Source organism: Leptospira yanagawae serovar Saopaulo str. Sao Paulo = ATCC 700523 (assembly GCF_000332475.2).
Classification (GTDB): domain Bacteria; phylum Spirochaetota; class Leptospiria; order Leptospirales; family Leptospiraceae; genus Leptospira_A; species Leptospira_A yanagawae.
This window is the reverse complement of record NZ_AOGX02000024.1, coordinates 390,964-409,219: the sequence shown is the minus strand read 5'-3', so window position 1 is coordinate 409,219 and position 18,256 is coordinate 390,964. Positions and strand designations below refer to the sequence as shown.

General features: G+C 39.6%; 13 protein-coding genes. 5 read left to right on the top strand and 8 right to left on the bottom strand.

The genetic code is table 11. The features are described 5' to 3' along the window. Nucleotides 1–1,191: a phosphoglycerate kinase gene (locus tag LEP1GSC202_RS13615; protein ID WP_015677970.1), complete on the bottom strand. Its 1,191-nt coding sequence runs from the start codon at nt 1,189–1,191 to the stop codon at nt 1–3. Between the two features lies 1 nt (nt 1,192). Then, the gene (gene gap / locus LEP1GSC202_RS13610; protein ID WP_015678258.1) at nt 1,193–2,200 is read right to left on the bottom strand and encodes a type I glyceraldehyde-3-phosphate dehydrogenase; all 1,008 of its coding nucleotides are present in this window, start codon (nt 2,198–2,200) and stop codon (nt 1,193–1,195) included. 191 nt (nt 2,201–2,391) lie between these two features. Here gap and LEP1GSC202_RS13605 point away from each other — a divergent pair, with 191 nt between their 5' ends. After that, nucleotides 2,392–4,050 (top strand): GAF domain-containing sensor histidine kinase, encoded by a 1,659-nt coding sequence (locus tag LEP1GSC202_RS13605; protein ID WP_015678165.1) that lies wholly within the window; start codon nt 2,392–2,394, stop codon nt 4,048–4,050. An 11-nt stretch (nt 4,051–4,061) separates the two neighbouring features. Here the strand turns inward: LEP1GSC202_RS13605 and lepB are convergent, their stop codons facing one another. After that, nucleotides 4,062–4,592, bottom strand: a complete 531-nt coding sequence (lepB, locus tag LEP1GSC202_RS13600; protein WP_015678237.1) for a signal peptidase I — start codon at nt 4,590–4,592, stop codon at nt 4,062–4,064. Then, nucleotides 4,585–7,080 carry a methyl-accepting chemotaxis protein gene (locus LEP1GSC202_RS13595; RefSeq protein ID WP_015678120.1) on the bottom strand — a complete coding sequence of 832 codons (2,496 nt, stop codon included), beginning with the start codon at nt 7,078–7,080 and terminating at the stop codon, nt 4,585–4,587. The genes lepB and LEP1GSC202_RS13595 overlap by 8 nt, the downstream gene beginning before the upstream one ends. A gap of 74 nt (nt 7,081–7,154) precedes the next feature. Here LEP1GSC202_RS13595 and uvrC point away from each other — a divergent pair, with 74 nt between their 5' ends. From uvrC to LEP1GSC202_RS13575, 4 genes are read left to right on the top strand one after another with little or no spacing between them, the layout of a single operon-like run. Next, on the top strand, nt 7,155–9,002 hold the full coding sequence (gene uvrC / locus LEP1GSC202_RS13590) for an excinuclease ABC subunit UvrC (protein ID WP_015678277.1): 1,848 nt from the start codon (nt 7,155–7,157) through the stop codon (nt 9,000–9,002). 33 nt (nt 9,003–9,035) lie between these two features. Next, nucleotides 9,036–11,861: an LIC11755 family lipoprotein gene (locus LEP1GSC202_RS13585; protein ID WP_015678091.1), complete on the top strand. Its 2,826-nt coding sequence runs from the start codon at nt 9,036–9,038 to the stop codon at nt 11,859–11,861. Beyond that, the gene (locus LEP1GSC202_RS13580) at nt 11,858–13,306 is read left to right on the top strand and encodes an LA_2168 family protein (protein ID WP_015677992.1); all 1,449 of its coding nucleotides are present in this window, start codon (nt 11,858–11,860) and stop codon (nt 13,304–13,306) included. The genes LEP1GSC202_RS13585 and LEP1GSC202_RS13580 overlap by 4 nt, the downstream gene beginning before the upstream one ends. Continuing rightward, on the top strand, nt 13,303–14,943 hold the full coding sequence (locus LEP1GSC202_RS13575; protein WP_015678020.1) for a phospholipase D-like domain-containing protein: 1,641 nt from the start codon (nt 13,303–13,305) through the stop codon (nt 14,941–14,943). Before LEP1GSC202_RS13580 ends, LEP1GSC202_RS13575 begins: the two co-directional genes overlap by 4 nt. On the opposite strand, the gene LEP1GSC202_RS13570 is transcribed toward LEP1GSC202_RS13575, so the two are convergent. The 4 genes from LEP1GSC202_RS13570 to LEP1GSC202_RS13555 all read right to left on the bottom strand — a co-directional run bounded on the left by LEP1GSC202_RS13570 (nt 14,944) and on the right by LEP1GSC202_RS13555 (nt 18,249). Then, entirely contained in the window at nt 14,944–15,129 is a 186-nt protein-coding gene (locus LEP1GSC202_RS13570; protein WP_015678394.1) for a hypothetical protein, read from the bottom strand. A gap of 43 nt (nt 15,130–15,172) precedes the next feature. Then, complete coding sequence (locus tag LEP1GSC202_RS13565; protein ID WP_015678270.1) at nt 15,173–16,414, bottom strand: MFS transporter; 1,242 nt, start codon at nt 16,412–16,414, stop codon at nt 15,173–15,175. A 61-nt stretch (nt 16,415–16,475) separates the two neighbouring features. Next, nucleotides 16,476–17,456 (bottom strand): LBF_2017 N-terminal domain-containing protein, encoded by a 981-nt coding sequence (locus LEP1GSC202_RS13560; RefSeq protein ID WP_015678086.1) that lies wholly within the window; start codon nt 17,454–17,456, stop codon nt 16,476–16,478. Nucleotides 17,457–17,463: 7 nt separating this feature from the next. Next, nucleotides 17,464–18,249 carry a FecR family protein gene (locus LEP1GSC202_RS13555; RefSeq protein WP_039929013.1) on the bottom strand — a complete coding sequence of 262 codons (786 nt, stop codon included), beginning with the start codon at nt 18,247–18,249 and terminating at the stop codon, nt 17,464–17,466. Between the last annotated feature and the right edge of the window lie 7 nt (nt 18,250–18,256).

The window sequence follows — 18,256 nt, the reverse complement described above, 5'->3', positions numbered from 1 at the left end:
TTATTTTTCTTCCTTTGGGAGTAAACATTGTACACCAGGGAGAGTGCGTCCTTCCAAAAATTCTAAGGAAGCACCTCCACCTGTAGAAATATGTGTGATTTTGTCCGCCACTCCTGCTTTATTCACAGCGGCGATGGAATCCCCACCACCCACAACCGTTTTGGCTTTGGATTTACTGATGGCTTTGGCAATTTCAATGGTTCCCTTAGAGAACTTATCCATTTCAAACACACCCATAGGGCCATTCCATAAAATGGTTTTTGCTTCTTTTATGGCCTTCACATAGTTGTCGATGGTCTTCGGACCAATGTCCATTCCCATCCAACCATCTATAATCCCCATTTTGTCCACAGACTTCGTTTTTGCATTGGGATCGAAATTGTCAGCGATGATATGGTCGATCGGAATTTGTAGGTCAACTCCCTGTACCCCAGCTCGGTCAATGAGTTGGAAGGCTTGGGATTCAAATTCTGGTTCCACAAGTGATTTTCCAACTGGCACCGCTCTTGATTTTAAGAACGTATACGCCATACCGCCCCCGATGAGGAGGTGGTCTACCTTTTCGAGTAGGTTTTTTAAAATGGCAAATTTGGAACTCACTTTGGACCCACCCACAATCGCCACAAAAGGGCGCTCTGGCCGTGCTAAGAGTCCACTGAGTACTTCAATTTCTTTTCGCATCAGAAGTCCTGCAAATGCAGGGAGGAGGTGTGCCACACCTTCTGTCGAAGCGTGTGCACGGTGTGCCGTCCCGAACGCATCATTCACATAGACATCTGCGAGTTTTGCCAGTTCCTTACAGAAACTGGGATCATTCGCCTCTTCTTCCTTATGGAAACGAAGGTTTTCTAAAAGTAGGATTTCACCTTCACCCAATTCATTGGATAACTTCACAACACCTGCACCAATGACGGATTCAGAAAAACTGACTTTGGTTTTCACAAGTGTGGCAAGGACATCAAACACTGGTTTCATGGAAAACTTTGGTTCCGGTCCACCTTTTGGTCTGCCTAAATGGCTTCCCAAAATGATTTTGGCTCCTTTAGAGATGAGGAGTTCCAAAGTGGGGAGGGTTTTTTCAATCCGAGTTTTGTCCGTGGCAATTCCGTTTTCCACAGGGACATTGAAGTCCACTCGAACAAAAACTCGTTTTCCTTTTAGGTTTTGTTCTTCTAGAAGAGGTAATTTCATCTTAGCCTTTTTTTGCCATGTAACGTACTAGGTCGAGGACTCGGTTGGAGTATCCCATTTCGTTGTCATACCAAGATACAAGTTTGAAAAAAGTAGGGCTTAGTTCAATACAAGCATCCGCATCAAAAATAGAAGAACGAATGTCACCTAAGAAGTCGTTCGAAACCACCATATCTTCTGTGTAACCAAGGATTCCTTTCATAGAACCCTCACTTGCTTCTTTCATTTTCTTTTTGATTTCGGCAAGGCTTGTTGGTTTTTCTGTGCGAACAGTTAAATCCACAACCGACACATCTGGAGTGGGAACTCGGAAACTCATACCAGTGAGTTTTCCATTCACTTCAGGGATACAAAGTCCTACCGCTTTGGCAGCACCAGTGGAGGCAGGGATGATGTTTTGAGCTGCCCCACGACCACCACGGAAGTCTTTTTTAGAAGGACCGTCAACGGTTGGTTGGGTTGCTGTCATTGCATGGATGGTTGTCATAAGACCTTCCACGATTCCAAAATTGTCGAGGACCACTTTTGTGATCGGAGCCAAACAATTTGTTGTACAGGATGCGTTGGAGACCACATTGTCTTTTCCAGCATCATATTTCTCATGGTTCACACCCATCACAAAGGTAGGGATGTCTTTGTCTTTGGCAGGAGCTGAGATGACCACTTTTTTGGCACCCGCTTTGATGTGTTTTTCCGCACCCACTCGGTCCGTGAAAAGCCCTGTGGATTCGATCACAAAGTCCACTCCCAGTTCTTTCCATGGGAGTTTTTCTGGGTCTCTTTCTGAGAAGGTTTTTACTTTTTTGCCATCGATGATGATTTCGTTGTCTGTGTGAGAAACTTCCCCGTCGAATCGACCATGGGTTGAGTCGTATTTGAAAAGATAAGAAAGGTTGTCTGGGGTGACGAGGTCGTTAATTGCTACAAATTCTAAATTGGGATCTTTGATTCCGGAACGAAGCACAAGTCGTCCGATGCGACCAAAACCATTAATTGCGATTTTTACCATGAGTTTCTCCTAAAAGGCTCGTATCTAGAGATAAAACGATTTTTTAATAACAGAATTTCGAGTTCGGGGTCTATGTCACTCATTTTAAAGGGAGAAGGAGCATCCACTTACGGAGAAATTCGCAAAAATTAGCGTAGATTCCCTTTGTCTGGAATGTATGAATTCTCGCGTTTGGGATGTCTAAGATTTCCATGGATTCCTTAAAATTAGAGCTCACTCGTGCCAGAATCCAACAAAATATCTTGGCCCAAGTCTCTTCTCACCCAAGTGCTCGGTCGGGAGATATCCAAACCATAGCAAGGCTCATCACGAAGTCTGTTGCGGAAGGCTTGGAAATCGAACGAGTGGGAGTATGGCTTTTTAACGATTCCAAAAATGAACTTGTTAATGTGGATACCTATATAAGGAGTTTGGGGATTCACAGTTCTGGCGCCATTCTCAAGGAAAATGAATTCCGAGAAGAATTCCATTACCTCGTAAATGAAAAGTTTGTGGATGCAAATGATCCTTATACCGATCCGCGAACCAAAGGATTTATCGATTCCTACCTAATTCCCAATGGCATCACAGCTATGTTAGATGGTGTGATCCGAATGGGAGAAGAACTCATTGGTACATTGTGTTTTGAACATGTAAGAAAAAAACTTGAATGGTTAGAAGATGAAATTATATTTTGTAGCCAGTTAGGTGACCAAATCTCTCTTACCATCAGTAACCAACGCAAAAACAAAATCAATGATGAACTGATCGCTAGAGAAAATGAACTAAAAGAACTCAATGAATCATTGGAACGATTGGTAGAAGAACGTACAAAAAAATTAAAAACATCAAATGACGAATTGGAGATGACAATCGCAAGTTTAAAGAAAGCCCAAAACCAATTGGTGTTATCCGAAAAACTAGCAAGCCTTGGCCAACTAGTTGCAGGGATCGCTCATGAGATCAATAATCCAATTGCTGCCATCCAATCTTCTGCAGAAAACCTAAAAGAGTTTTTATTTGAATCCGAACTTTCTATTTTCCAAAAAGAATTAAATGAATTATTACCAGATACCGCTAAACAAAAACGATTTTTAGAACTCATCCAAATATTAAGAACAAGGATCGAAATCATTTCCGGACGGGATCGAACGAACCGTAGAAAACGATTAGAAGTGTGGTTACAAACAAATGGAATCTCCGATACCTTTGCTTTCCACTTGATTGATGCAGGATTTGATTTGGATGTTCTCGAATTGTTCCAAGACTTACTTTGTGGAGATCGATTGGAACGGATTCTCCGATTGCTCGTTGAAGAGATCACCGTGTACCAATCCCTTCATATCATGTTACTTGCCGTGGAAAGAGCGAGTAAAATGACCTTTGCCTTAAAAAACTTTGCACGTTTTGAGATTTCGAAAAATCCCATCCAAGTGAATTTAAAAGAAAATATCGAAACGGTTTTAACCCTTTACCAAAACCAATTCAAAAAAAATGTAAAACTGATAAAGGAGTTTGGGGATGTTCCTTTTATCGAAGGGTATCCTGAAGAATTATTACACCTTTGGACCAATTTGATTTACAATGCATTACAAGCCATGTCCTTTCAAGGGAATCTTACCATCCAAACAAAATTAGAAGGGGATACAGTGTTTGTGTCGGTTGAGGACTCAGGACCAGGAATTCCTTTGGAAATTCAAAATCGTATTTTTGAACCTTTTTTTACCACGAAACCGTTGGGAGAAGGGAGTGGACTAGGTTTGGATATCTCGCGTAAGATCGTAGAACGGCACTTAGGTTCCATTCAATTTACGTCGAAACCTGGCAAAACCATTTTTACAATTGGATTACCAGTTAAAATCAACAACTAATGTTTGTTATGTTACCATAAAACCGCAAAAATTTGTGATTCTTGGATCGGTCCCAAAGTTCTTGAATCCACTCCATTTTCCCTGTTTTCAGCAAGTAAAAAAAATGTTTTGTCAGGGACAGTTACAGGGTTCATATCATCGTGTTCTGTTTTTCCAGAAGGGATGAGTGGAATGGTTTGGGAACTTGGTTCTGGAAAAAGTGCCGGGTCAAGGATGGTGCCATTTCGAAAGACAAACCGTTTTTGGATTGAGATGGAGTCCCCCGGTTTGCCAATGATCCTTGCAATCAAATAAGATTTGGGATCTGTTGGAGAAACGGCTATCACGACATCTCCAATTCCTAAATTGTCTTTTCGAAACCACTTCGTAAAATACTTTGTCTCTCCTTGTTTGAGGGTAGGTTCCATATAACCATTGGAAATGGAGACAGGTAACAAAATTTTGTATTTCACAAAGAGGGCAAAAACCAACCCGATGCCCATAGGCAAAAGGATGGCAATGAGTTTTGTTTTGAGAGGGACTTTGTTTTTTTGTTTAGACATGGAAATAATTGATCTCTTTACGTAAACTTTCAGTGAGTTGGTTCATGTTTTGTGAATTGGACTTGGTTCCATCACTCGATATCGCTGTGGTTTGGGCATGCTGATTGATCTCTGCAATCGAACGTGAGATTTCCATCATCGCGGTTTTTTGTTCGTCGGTGGCTTCTCTGATCATCTCTGAAAGTTCTCGGATTTGAGTGACACCTTCGTTTACTTCTTCGTTTGTTTCAATTTGTTTTTGTACTACTGACCGAATCTCTTTTGTCATTTGGTTGATCGAATTTACACCTGTTATGGTTTCACTTAAGATGGAAATCGATTGGTCAATTTTTTCTTGGCCTTGGCTAATTTCCCCTTCGTTTTGTTTGATGAGTTCTTCGATATCTTCGATGGATTTTGCTGTTTTGTCAGCAAGTTTTGAAATTTCATCGGCAACCACAGCAAATCCTCTTCCACTCGCACCAGCCCTTGCCGCCTCGATCGCAGCATTTAACGCAAGTAAGTTGATCTGTTCGGAAATATTATGGATGATTTCCACCACATTCGTCATTTCTGAGGAAGACTGGTAAATTTTATCCATCGAGAGTTTCATTTCCCCTAAAGAAATTTCCCCTTTTTTTGCATCTTTTGTGATCTCTCCCACACGAGTATCGGCTACTTGAAACTTTTTATCAATTTCTGTAACGGCTTGGTTGAGTTCCGTCATTTTTTTCATGAGTGAGGCTAAGGTGAAAGATTGGGTTTCTGTCCTTTGGGCCACACTTTCAATCCCTGCTGTAATTTCTTCAATAGAGGCTGAAATTTCTTCACTGCTCGCCGCTTGGTTTTGGGCCGCATCGGAAAGCGTTAACATTGATTCGTAAATGTCGGAACTAGTATTCTTAAGTTCGTTTGATACCGTTTGGGTTTGGTTGACAATTTGGCGTAATTTAGTTTGGAAATCAAACATTGCATTGGCCATACTTCCAATTTCGTCTCGGCTTGGGTCATAAAAGTCAGATTTAAGATTGCCTTTGACCATCTCACTGATACGGACTTTGATTCGTTCTAATGGTTTTAGTTTGGATTCGATGACAAGTACGGTAACAACACCAATCACGATGACAATAAAAATGGAAATTCCCAGTGTCAATAAAAGGCTCATCAATGTTTTTTCATAGAGTTCTGCATTTTCAAAAATACAAAAGATGATGTAATTGAACTCAGGGTTTTTGACAAAGAAAATCCGTTTTTGTGTGCCATCTTCTGCGGAATCTAAAAATCCTAAAGCTTCGTTTGTTTGGAAGGGGGTATCAAATACCAATTTGGCTTTGGCATTATTTCCAATTTCCTTTTTGTCAGAATAATACACGATGGAGCCATCCCCATCAAAAAATCCAACTTTGCCAGAGGTCCCAATTTTTAAGTTTCCTAAAATAAAACTAGATAGTTTTCCAATGTTTAAGAAACCTCCCACATACCCTTGGAACTGGTCATTTTCATACACGGGAAGGGTGTATGGGGAAACTATATCGCCAGAAATTCGAGAACGAATGCTTGTATGGCGGAGTGGCCCTTGTCTAGTCAAATCACCGTCTTCTATATAAAATATCCCACCTGTTTTGGATTTATCATATTCGTTTGTGGAGATAAATATCCCATCTTCTGGTTTGTAATAAAACAAAGCTTCTACAGCATGGTTTGTACTTCGTAACTGAATTTCATTTAAAACAGCACGAACTCCATTCAGATTTTTTTTCACAATTTGGTCTTTGAGTTTCTTATCTGCGAATATGGATATGGTCAAACGATCCCTAAAATCAACAAGAGTGAGCCTCATCAATGATTCTGAATCCATAACCGATTGTTTCATCGAGGTATTCACAAGATCTAACTCTTGTTTGAAGTTCATTCGGTAATTGATGATAAACAGAAGTAATATGGCTGCGAGAAAGGATAATACAGTTTGGAATCCCAAATTGCGAGATAACCTTCTTGTATTGATCCTCGAGTTTTTGTCCATGCGTATGGATAACAAAATCCCTTTTGTATTAAACTTTGTTTCGACATACCCAATGAAAATGGATTGGAATAAAATCGTAAAAGCCAAAGTCATACCAAGGCCAATCGCAAGTTCACTTAAGAGGACAAAGTTTCTTGTTTTTTGGAATACAAGTAAGGCGATCAAAACAAAAACATACCCGATACTATACCTTGTGACAACATCAATCATCGAAACTTTTTCCAAGTGGTCCAACCAGAAATAGGCCTTATGGTTGACCTTACTGGTTGCCGTTCCATTGTAAATGCGAAGGATAGGGGCAAAACGGACGTAATAAAATGAGACACAAAAAACAAGTAGGAAAATGACGATAAGGGCAGTGGAAATTAGAATGATTTCAAATTCTTCTTGTGTCCATTGTGTGAAAAAATAGATGTAAGATAGTAATAATGGGAATCCAATGAGATAGTTAAATCCTTCAATACCAAAAATTATAAATTTGATCATTTTCCGTATGTCCATACCGTAGGGATACAGATTGTCTAAGAATTGTAAACGTAAAATTCCAAAACCACCCCTTTATGAAAGACACACTCGTTCTCAAAACCATCCAAGAAAAAATTAAAAATTTAGGTAGTTTACCTGGGTGTTATCTTTGGAAAAACCAAATGGGGCAAGTGATCTATGTAGGAAAAGCACTCAAACTCCAATCACGAGTTAGGTCTTATCTCAATCCAAACCAAAAGGACAGAAAAACTCGGGCACTTTTTGTTGAGTTATATGATTTAGATTGGATCGCGACAAGGACTGAAAAGGAAGCATTACTTCTTGAAGCCACTCTCATCAAAAAATACAATCCTAAGTTCAATGTTAGGTTAAAAGACGATAAAAAATATCCTTTTTTATGTGTTTCTACTAGTGAAGACTACCCAATGGTTTTTTTAACACGCAAAGTGAAAGACAATGGTGATAAATTTTTTGGTCCCTTTACTGATGTGAAAGCCGCAAGGGATACTTTAGAACTGATACACAGGATCTTTCCCATTCGTAAAACCAAGTTAAAACTTCCTTTGGCAAAACCACAAAGGCCTTGCCTCAATTTCCATATGGGACGATGTTTGGGTCCCTGCCAGGGCAATGTTTCAAAAGAAACCTATGCAGAGTTAGTGGATGAGATTTTACGATTTTTGGAAGGAAAAAAGGAACGTTTAGTTGCTGATTTAAAATCGGCAATGATTGCTGCGTCGGCCAAAATGGAATACGAACGGGCAGGTTTTCTCAAACAAAGAATTGAAAAGATAAACCAAATTCGAGAGAAACAAACTGTCGTTAGTTTAGATGGTGGAGATGAAGACATTCTCGGAATTAGTAAACGGGAGGACGAAGGTCAAATTGTGATCCTTGAGGTAAGAGGGGGAAGGCTTGAAGGAAAAAAATCATTTCCTCTTTCTGGACTTTCGTTTTCCGACGATGAAGAAGCGTTTACATCCTTTTTACGCGATTATTATTTAAATGTAAGCATTTTGCCAAGTGTGGTGTATTTACCAACTTCAGCCAAAGGAAATTATGATGTTTTTTTAGAAGCCATCTTAGAAAAATTTGGAACTTCCATCAAACTCAAATTCCCTGAGATGGGTCCGAAAAAATCCTTACTCCGCTTAGCAGAAAAAAATGCAGACCTCAGTTTGACAGAACGAATCCTTGCAACCAAACTCCGCGACCAAACAGTCGCCATGAAAGAATTGCAAGAGAAGTTAAACCTACCCACATTACCTCGAACCATCGAATGTTATGATATCTCACATTTCCAAGGCAGTTCACCTGTGGCAAGTGGTGTGATGTTTGTGGAGGGAAAACCATATAAACCAGGATATAGGCATTACAAAATGCGTGGGTATGAGGGAATCAATGACCCTGGTATGATCCATGAAGTGATTGCAAGGAGGTTAAGCCATCTTGTGAACGAAGCTGAACCTTTGCCTGATCTGATTGTGATTGATGGGGGCCTAACACAACTTTCACGAGCAGCGGAAGCAGCCATCGCTTTGGATCTAGGACATATCCCCATGGTGGGACTTGCCAAAAAACGGGAAGAAATTTATTTTCCAGGTGAAAAACACCCGTATAGTTTTGACATCCATTCACCCATGATGCGACTCCTTCGCAATTTACGAGATGAAGCCCATCGTTTTGGTGTCACTTTCCAGAGATTACAACGTAAGAAAAAAGCACTGAAGTCTATTCTGGATGATATCCCCGATATTGGGGCAAGTCGAAGGAAAAGTATCCTAAGTTATTTCCATTCTAAGAAAAAAGTAACAGATGCTACACGCGAGGAATTAGAACGGGTTCAAGGGATTGGACCTGTCCTTGCCGAAAAAATTTACAATAACATCCAGAGTTTAAAAAAAATAGAACCTAAGGATTGATCCTTCACCACTCACGTATGTGGGTGACTGTAAGTGAAACGTATTGTATGGATTTTCGTTTTTCTCTCTATTGCATGTCATTCAGAAGGCAAATCTCCTTTTTATTTTCCTTCTGAATTTGTTGGAGAGTCTCCTAGTATCCAATTTTTTTATGGAACGTTAGGGAAACCTTTTGAGGTAAAAGACTCTCAATCAATTTTATTATATGAATCGGGTGTGCTTTGTATTTTTTCCCTTCCATTGAAGCTCTTCCAACTTGAGTTAGGTGGAAAATTCCAAATTTGTTTGCGAATGGATGGAGATACATTTTTTCGTTGGAAAGAAGGTTTTTCTTATTTAGAAAAAACTGAGGGTGAGTACCCTCATTTTTATGAATCGGGTAAAGATTGGAAGATCCGTCTTACAGAATTTGGAAAGTGGAAAGAGGAAACTTACAAAACAAATCCTTCTTTAGAATGGAAACAACAAATTTGGTCTAATGGAATTGTTTCCTACCAAGTATTTGCAGTTCCGCATCCTGTTTTTTTACAAAAATCGAAATCGGAATGTGAGGTATTGTTTCGATCAAACCAATTGTCTCTTGCCTTAAACCAAACTCCAGCCATCGTTTTGACCCTTCCTTGCCCTGATACTGATTTGATTTTAGAATCCATCCAAAATCAAAATGATATTTGGTTATCAGAATGTACTCCGAATTCACCCATAGTTTCCGAAGTCTTTCGCCATTCTGAATCATCTTATTTGCGTTATCTGGAATGGGAAAATCCCACCGATTCTGTTTTATGTCCGAAAGCGGAATCCATCGAATGGGAAGAAGGTAGTGAACTTTCCCAATTCCAATCCAATGAATTTTTGAAACGAAGTCGTTTGGTTTTACCACATGGAATCTTATTGTTATCCGATGAAATGAAATTACAAGGGATTCCCATTCCCAAATCGTTTCTTTCTTCCCTTGGAACTCAAACTCTCATTCGGTTTGGCGAGTCCAATTTCCAAGACTTTCCTTTCTCCTTTCGCCAAGGGGAAGAATTTTTTTCCAACCAAATCAGTTTCACCGCTTGCCGAGACCAATGGAAGTATTGGAAAACAAAGGAAAATTTTTGTGGAAATCCAGGAATTCCCAACGAACTAACCTATGATGAAACATTGTTTTCTTTACCAAGTTGTTCGTTAGAAGGGATCCAATTCACTGAGTTTTATCCAGGCAATCAATCAGACTCCCAATTTCCATTTCCTGCGTTTTTCGAATTTCAAAATCGGGGGCCTCGTTGTGATCTCTCTTCCCTCAATTGGATTTTCAATGATTCTATGTATCCATTTGTGGCAAAGGAAACCATACTCGAAAAGGATGCTTTGTTTTTACTGGTTCGAAAACCTTGGACGGGTTGGGGGAACTTAGAAAGAGAAAAACCGTTTTTGCTTCCGAAAGTTGTCTTTCAAATTCCTTCCTTCAAACTCCAATCCAGGATCACGAAGGAAAGTAAGTTATTTGAATTTCCAAACCACCATTTCCACCTAATCCGAAATCGTGAAAAAAATCTCCATTCTATATACAAGAGTGAATATGAATTCCCTCATCCAAAACAAGGGGCAAACCCAATCTTACAATCATTAGGTTTTTATATGAGTCCAGGGACTCATGATGGAGTGGTCATTCCAAGAGTTGGGGGGCAATTATTAGAATTAGCGACAAATCAGTTTCCATTTTTCGATTTTGGTTTCCATTCCTATGAGGAAGGAGTTTTTACATTCCAAACGAGTGCAAACCATCAATTGTTTTTTTGGAAACCCCAAAGTACAGAAATGACAACGTTTGCAATCTCACCTAACCATTGCAATGGAGGAATGATTGTCAATCTTCCCGATGGATTTTTTTCCAATGGTCTCCAGTCTCTAAGTTATCTTCAGAAAGACAATCTGGAAATGGTTCGTTTGTTTTGGGACCAAAATTCTTTGAATGAAATCTCAAATTTTGGAATCCATTCTCTCCACCCTGAAGAAAGTCCAATTTTCTTTTCTTCCTCACTCACTCAATCGGATTCCTGTTCCGGTTTTTACAGAACACCGGGGAAAGAGAAACAAAGAAGTTTGGAGATTCGAAAGTCTGATTTGGAAGGGAAGTATGATACTAATTTTGCCATCGACCAAAACACAATTGTAAACTGGGGGAATGGTCGTGGTTTATCGAATGGAAGGATAACAACGATTACTCCAAAGTTTTTTCAAATCGAAATTGACCCTTTTTTAACGGAAGAACGGAGCGAACAACTTTATTCTTATATCACAAGTCCAAAACTCACTCGACCCACAGGTTTTTTGGAGCGAAAAGGCCCTGTTCAAATTGAGGCAGTTTACCCCAATCCTTATGACGCCCAAAATGAATGGGTCTATATTTGCAACCGATCGAACCAAATAGAAGATTTGTTTTTGTATTCCATTGAAGATGAAACTTCATCTGATCCACTCGTGCCATACCAAACTCGATTTCCTGATAAAGTGCCAAGAGGGAAAGCAGGAAATGGATTTGTAATCAATGATTCTCTTTTACTTCCAGAACACTGCGCTTGGATAGTGGACCCCGATGGTAAGGATTGGTACCTTCCCATTTTCCATAGCGAGAGAGACTTACTGTTAACAGTAGGAACCACACAAACCATAGGGAATGGAATTTCAAGTGGTGAATCCATCCAACTCCGAAAGGTAAAAAATGGGAATTCCTATTTGGTTTCAGCCTTTGGTCACAGAGAATCGGTAAGACCATTCCGTAAAACGGTCGTTACTGGAGAATACCTCTGGTTAAAACAAAATACGAATGGAACCTCGTCAGATGATTTTGAAACCTTTCGCGAGGAAAATTGAATTCTAATTTTCAAATCACAATTTGGTTTGTGATGGCGATGGTTTCCTTTTTTCCTTTCAATCAAATTGGTGCGGTTGGATTAGAAGTAGGTTTGTTTGGTTATGAATTGTTTTTAAAAGAAAATATGCAAGGGAAACGATTGGAAGTTTCTGGTTGGGATTTCAATTACAATAGGTGGAGGAATTCATTTCAAGCGGAACCATACCTCTATCGTACTTCCGGTGAATCCTTGTTTGTTGGTCTAAAGGACAAACAATCCAAAAATCAAATTGTATGGGACTTACACATACAATTAACCTCTGGTCCTGACACAGGTTTACGCCAATACTATTTAGGAAAAAATAGTTACTTCGGCTACCAACTACAAAATTTCCTTTTGGGTGTGGGTAGAAGGGAACATCTATTTTCCCCAAAAAGTTTTTCCACTCAGTTTGATGCGGGGGATGGACTTTTCCTTGAATTAAAACCAAAGTTAGGATTAACACTGCAATTTTTTATCTGGGACTTCCATTCTGGTTCGCTTCTCCTCTCCAAAGACCAGTTTCGTTCCCTTCTCAGTCGAGAAGGAATCCTAAATGAAGGAGAAACAAATAATTTTCCTGTTGAAAAACCAATCACAAAACATAGCCGAAACCACAGAAGGAGGCATAGCGTAGGTTTGGTGTACGGAGATAGTTTTAGTTTCCGATTTGGAGTGCATTATTTGGAATTAGGTAGCCTTGGCCCTTATACGAAAGACCATCCAAATGAAACGAAACGGTATTTAGCAGATGGAGATTCATTACTGCATGGGAATGGAGGATTCTCCTTACACACAGACATTTTGTCCTTTGATTTCGATTTTTTATGGTGCCGAGGGAATGATAGAACCAGATCCAAACTTGCTGCCACCCCTGGTTCCATAACCATTGCAGGAGAGGCATTACAATCTGGAGTGGAACTTCGATTTGCTGGCTGGAAGATACGATCTTCGCACTTTATCTCTGACAGAGAAGAAAAAAATGAAAAACAACAAATTGTAAAAGAAGGTTTTATTTCATTAGGAACACATCCCAGTCAAACTCCGTATCTTTCCCAAATTTTTGAAGTTTTTCCATCATCCGCCATTACTGAGTTAGGTTATGAAAAGAATTTTGCCTTACTCGAAGGTCGATCATTTGGGTATCTAACAGAATTGGCCCTTAGTTATACATACAATCAGTTTGTATTCAAACTCATTGGGAATTATTTTTTACCGTATAGGCAGACAGGCCCGACGAATGGAAGGATCGCTTTTCAAAAAAGGGAATTTGAACGGTTTTTTATTGCGGAGGGTATGTTTGAAGTTTCCATCCGCGAAGAAGTTAGTTTTGAACTTGGGATAGGAATCTCCCAATTGTTTTTGCCCGAATCAATCGGCATTCGTTCCAATTTTGGTTATGTGTTTGGAAGGTTACAAATATGAAACAAGTACATAAATTTGGTGGGACCAAATGGTTTTGTTTTTCCTTTTTGATTTGTTTGTTTTTTTGCCATCCTACCAAAGAAAAACTCGATCTCACTGCCTTTTTATTCGCAAGTCCTCCGATTAATGAACTTTATTTTTCCTATCCAGGAAGGCATGTATCGTTATCGAAAAAACAAATCGTAAAGGAAGTGATACTGCAGGAAATTCGTAAGGCAAAGGATTCCATTCGTTTGTATGTTTATTCCATAGATGACTTAGATATTATAGGAGAACTTTATCTGCAAAAACGAAGGGGAGTGAAAATCTCAATTTTTGGAGATAAAGAAGAAGATTATATCGAATTGGAGAATTTTGGTTTTCATGCCAAACGGTGGCAAAGTTCAGGTATCCATCACACCAAAATTATGTTATTCGATGAAAAACGGATGTTTTTGGGAACAGGCAATTTTACTTCTCATGGCTTGGAAACCGATCATAATGTTTACTGGATCCAAAACATCACACCGGAGGAATCAGCCTCCCTCATCCAAACCCTGGAAGGAAATTCTATATTAGGAAGAGTCCGTATGGGTGGATTAGAATACTTTGTTTCACCGGAAGCTGGATGGGAAATCCAAACTCAGATCTTAAATGCAATTGATTCGGCAAAACATTCCATCCGGTATCTGATTTATTCACATTATGATCCTGTGTTGAGTTTCAAATTGGAAAAGGCGAGTGAACGTGGTGTTCGGGTAGAAGGTATCTACAATTCTCCTATGAGTACAAATCCAGAAGGTAAATACCTCCATTTTGGATTATCTTATCCTTCTCAAATTTGGGAAGATGGCAATGTTGATTTTGTTTATAAAAATGATTCCTATCGTGGAGGATTACTCCACCACAAAACCATGTTAGTGGATGACAGAGATGTGTATGTTGGGTCTTATAATTATTCGGTATCGGCCCGTGACCAAAATAAAGAAATTTTTGTAAAAATGTCACACCCAAAAATAACGGAAGAATTTTTGGGAGAATGGAATCGAATCGTATCTCAGGCCCTTCCACTGAGTGATTCATTTATGAATGAAGGATCAAAACCAGAAACACTATGGAAACAGTTTTTGATCCAAAGTTATCGGAACCCATTGTTTGAAACCAATTTGTTTTTGAATCAAAACGGAGGCCTTGATGCGAATTCTTCTGGATTGGCGAACCAATACCGAGAGAGTTTAGCACTTACCACGAGTCCACTGCCACTACAAACACTTTTAGGTAACAAACGTTTTGTGTCTGGAGGGGTAGAACAAGATCCCATTTGGGTGGATTCGGAAGTATCGACACTGACACTTCACTTACAAAATTTATTTTATGGTACAAAGGTAACGGTATCTAGTGGAGAGGTGGTTCATTCCGTTACCTTTTGGGATGGAAAAAACCCGAAAATAACGATTCCATTGGATTCTGAATCTGTGGCTCTCGGTGTGGAAAACTTTCGTTTGGGAAAGGATATTTGGATTTGGGTAGAACTTTCAAATCGAATGATCAGTTTTTGTCATACCAAACAGAAAAACAAAATGCCCAAGTGGATGGTATTTTTAATCAATCGTTTGGCTACAATACAAAACAAAGAATTGGTATGTAGCTATGACTAATCATTCCATTTTGTCTTCGATGACTGGAACCAATATTTTTGCAATTTCTTCTTGGAGTTTCATATAATTGTTAATACCAAGATGGGTGATTTGTTTGTTCACATCGTTTAACATCGCTTGTATGAGAAGGATGAGGGTGTGTTTTTTGTCTTCGGGAAGTTTGGAATCATGGATCAAATCGGACATGGCTTGTCCAGTTTGCTATGGAAATGAGAATTTCCAAGCACTTTTAAACCCAGTTTTTAAGTTCAAGTTCTTTTAGTTTGGGTGCCATTCGGTATGTAAAGAGCACAATCAGAACTGTCATTGTTGCTCCAAAAACAACGGACCCAACCGTTCCCAGAAGTTTTGCCGAAACCCCAGATTCAAATGCACCAATTTCATTCGAAGAACCAATGAAAACTTTGTTGATGGCACTCACACGCCCCCGCATCTCTTCAGGTGTCATGGTTTGCATAATGGTGGAGCGTACGACAACGGAAACACTGTCAAATACACCTGACAGAAAAAGAGCAAAGAGAGACAAATAAAAGGATGTGGAAAGGCCAAAAACCAACATACAAATACCAAAACCAAATACACAGGATAAAAGAACCCTTCCTGATTTTTCAAGAGGCGGTTTGTAAGTAAGGTAGTATGCCATCAGGAGGGCTCCAATAGAAGGGGCCGCTCGTAAGATCCCGAGTCCCTCTGATCCCACAAATAAAATGTCTTTGGCAAAAACTGGGAGAAGGGCAACTGCTCCTCCAAATAATACAGCAAACATATCCAACGCCATGGCACCTAACATGATTTCGTTTTTTAAAACAAAACGGAGACCTTTTAGTAAACTATCCTTTAATGCTTCTTTTTCTTTTCGTTCCGGCAAACTTCGTTTGCGAATCCAAAAAAATAATAAAAAGGGAAGTCCTATACAAATGGAATCCAGTCCGTATGCCCATTCAATTCCAAGACTTCCGTATATGATTCCTCCTATTGCAGGACCAATGACAGCACCTGCTTGGAAGGAAGTTCCCATCCAGGCAGCTGAATGTGGATAATGTTCCCTTGGTACGAGTTGGGTCACAAAACTAAAAATAGCAGGTGAAATAAAGCCACGCGCAATCCCCGAAACTAAAATCACAAAGAAGATAGGATAGGCTTTGTATGCATCCAAAAGGAAATGGAGAGGTCCGGTGAAGGCAAATAAAGCCAAAGAACATAAAAGCAAAAAAAATAAACAAATCACAATGATATTGCGGCGGTCTCTAAGATCTGCTAGGTGGCCCGCATAAAGAGCAACAAGGATGGATGGAATTGCCTCAAATAAACCAACGAGGCCTAAATCGAGAACACTGCCAGTCAGTTCGTAAACTTGCCAACCAACAATGGTTGCTTGGATATTGATCGCAAGGACCATAAAAAAACGAGCTACGATAAAAAATCGAAAGTCTCTATGTTGGAAAATGGCCAAAGAAAGATTTTTTTTCATCTCTATTTGGCCAGAGTTTCCTTAAAAAAACTAGGGGCAATTCACAAATTCCGTAAATTGACTAATTCGATTCACTTCCTAATTGGAACTGTAAAGATTTCACTGGTTCTTCATTTCCCACTTGGTCAACGGCATAATAGAAAATTTGGAAGGAACCTTTACATTCTGTTTTAAAATCCAATATCGATAGATCGACTGAAAACAGTTTAAATTCAGATTGTTTCCCTGATTGGCATGTCGTAGAATAAAAAATGTCTTTCAGTCCACTGCGATTGTCACTCCCTACCAATCGGATTTTAGAATCAGGAGATAAAAAATTTACATTCCCTTTTCCTTTTGCAATTGGACCAATCCATTCCACTTTTGAAGTTGGTGGTTTTGTATCGCGGATAAAATCTAAGATTTGAACCGCTTCCTTGTTTCCCGCTTTGTCTACGGAAAAATACAAAAGTTTATAATCACCTTCTTCGGTAAATGGAATCGAAGTGAGTGATTTTGCTGAATTCCACTGTCCATCATTGATACGGTATCGAACCTCGGCAATGCCAGAGGCATCGTCAATTGGTGAAACCGTAATTGTGTCCTTTGTTAGGTAACGAACCTCTTCTTTTTCTTTTACTATCACAAAACTATCGTTAGAGATAACACTCACTACTTTTTTGGGAATGGGTTTCGGTTCGATGGTTTTTTTTGTCACAAACTCTTTTGGTACAGAAAGGGGAGAACCTGGGTCCACATTTGTTGAAAACACTTGCGTCCAAAATCCTTTTGCACCATACTCACCTAACCGTCGCACACGAAAGTATTCAAAATCATCTTTCGGAGTAACAGTGATTCTATTGCCTTTGAACTGGATCACTTCTGGAGGTTTCGGTGCAATGGAAGCTTCTGTTTCACTTGGTTTTTCTTGCCAAAGTTCCAATTCAAAATTGGCATCAGCTTCCGCATCGATTAAAATCCTCAGTTCCCTTTTTGGTTTGGAATCCAAAGAACTCAAAACCAATAAACAAAATGTAACAATGAAAATTAGTTTTTGTTTCATATCCCTTTTATTCTTCTTTGATCCTAGGAGCTTCTGGAATTTTATACGGCTGGACAGGGGATTTACCTTTTTCCACAAACGTTGCCATCCCTTGTGTGAGTTCAACAGTTTTCCCTTGTGCATTCACATCCACAACACCTTCAAAACAAGAAATGGTAGAACTCAGCTTTTCATCTAGTTCCACTCGGAATTCTGTTCCGCGAACTCCCGCTGTGGAAGAGGGGCTTACAATATTAAACTTATGATTGGCAGATGGCGGGTCAGATTTTGTTACCTTTGCATCTAGGCTACCTTTGAAAAGCGCCACAGTCACAGGACCACCTTTTTTATCTTCGCCTTTCACTTCAAAATGGCTATTGTTTAAGATGCGAACCATACCCACTTGGTTGATATGGATGTCCGTTTTTCCTTTTCCACTTGTTTTGATTTGGTCATTTGGGTGGAGTTCTTGTCCTAGTTTGAGAGGAACCCAAGGGCCTTTGCCTCCGGTCCCATTCCATTCCACTTGTCCGATGACAAATTCAGTCACACCGACAACGGCCTTACGAAGGAAAACAGGAACCACAAGTGACAAACCTGGTTTGATTAAGTCAGGATTTGGAATTTTATTGTATTTCAACAATTCTGGCCAACGTTTCGGATCGGAGAGGTGTCGTTCTGAAATGAGAGACAGGGTTTCTCCTTTTTGTACGGTGATGGTAATGGGTTCCAATCCCGCATCTGCTTCTGCCATCAATGGAAATTGGCAGATCATTATGATAAGTACTAGGCTTGTTCGTATGGACTTTCTCATATTCATA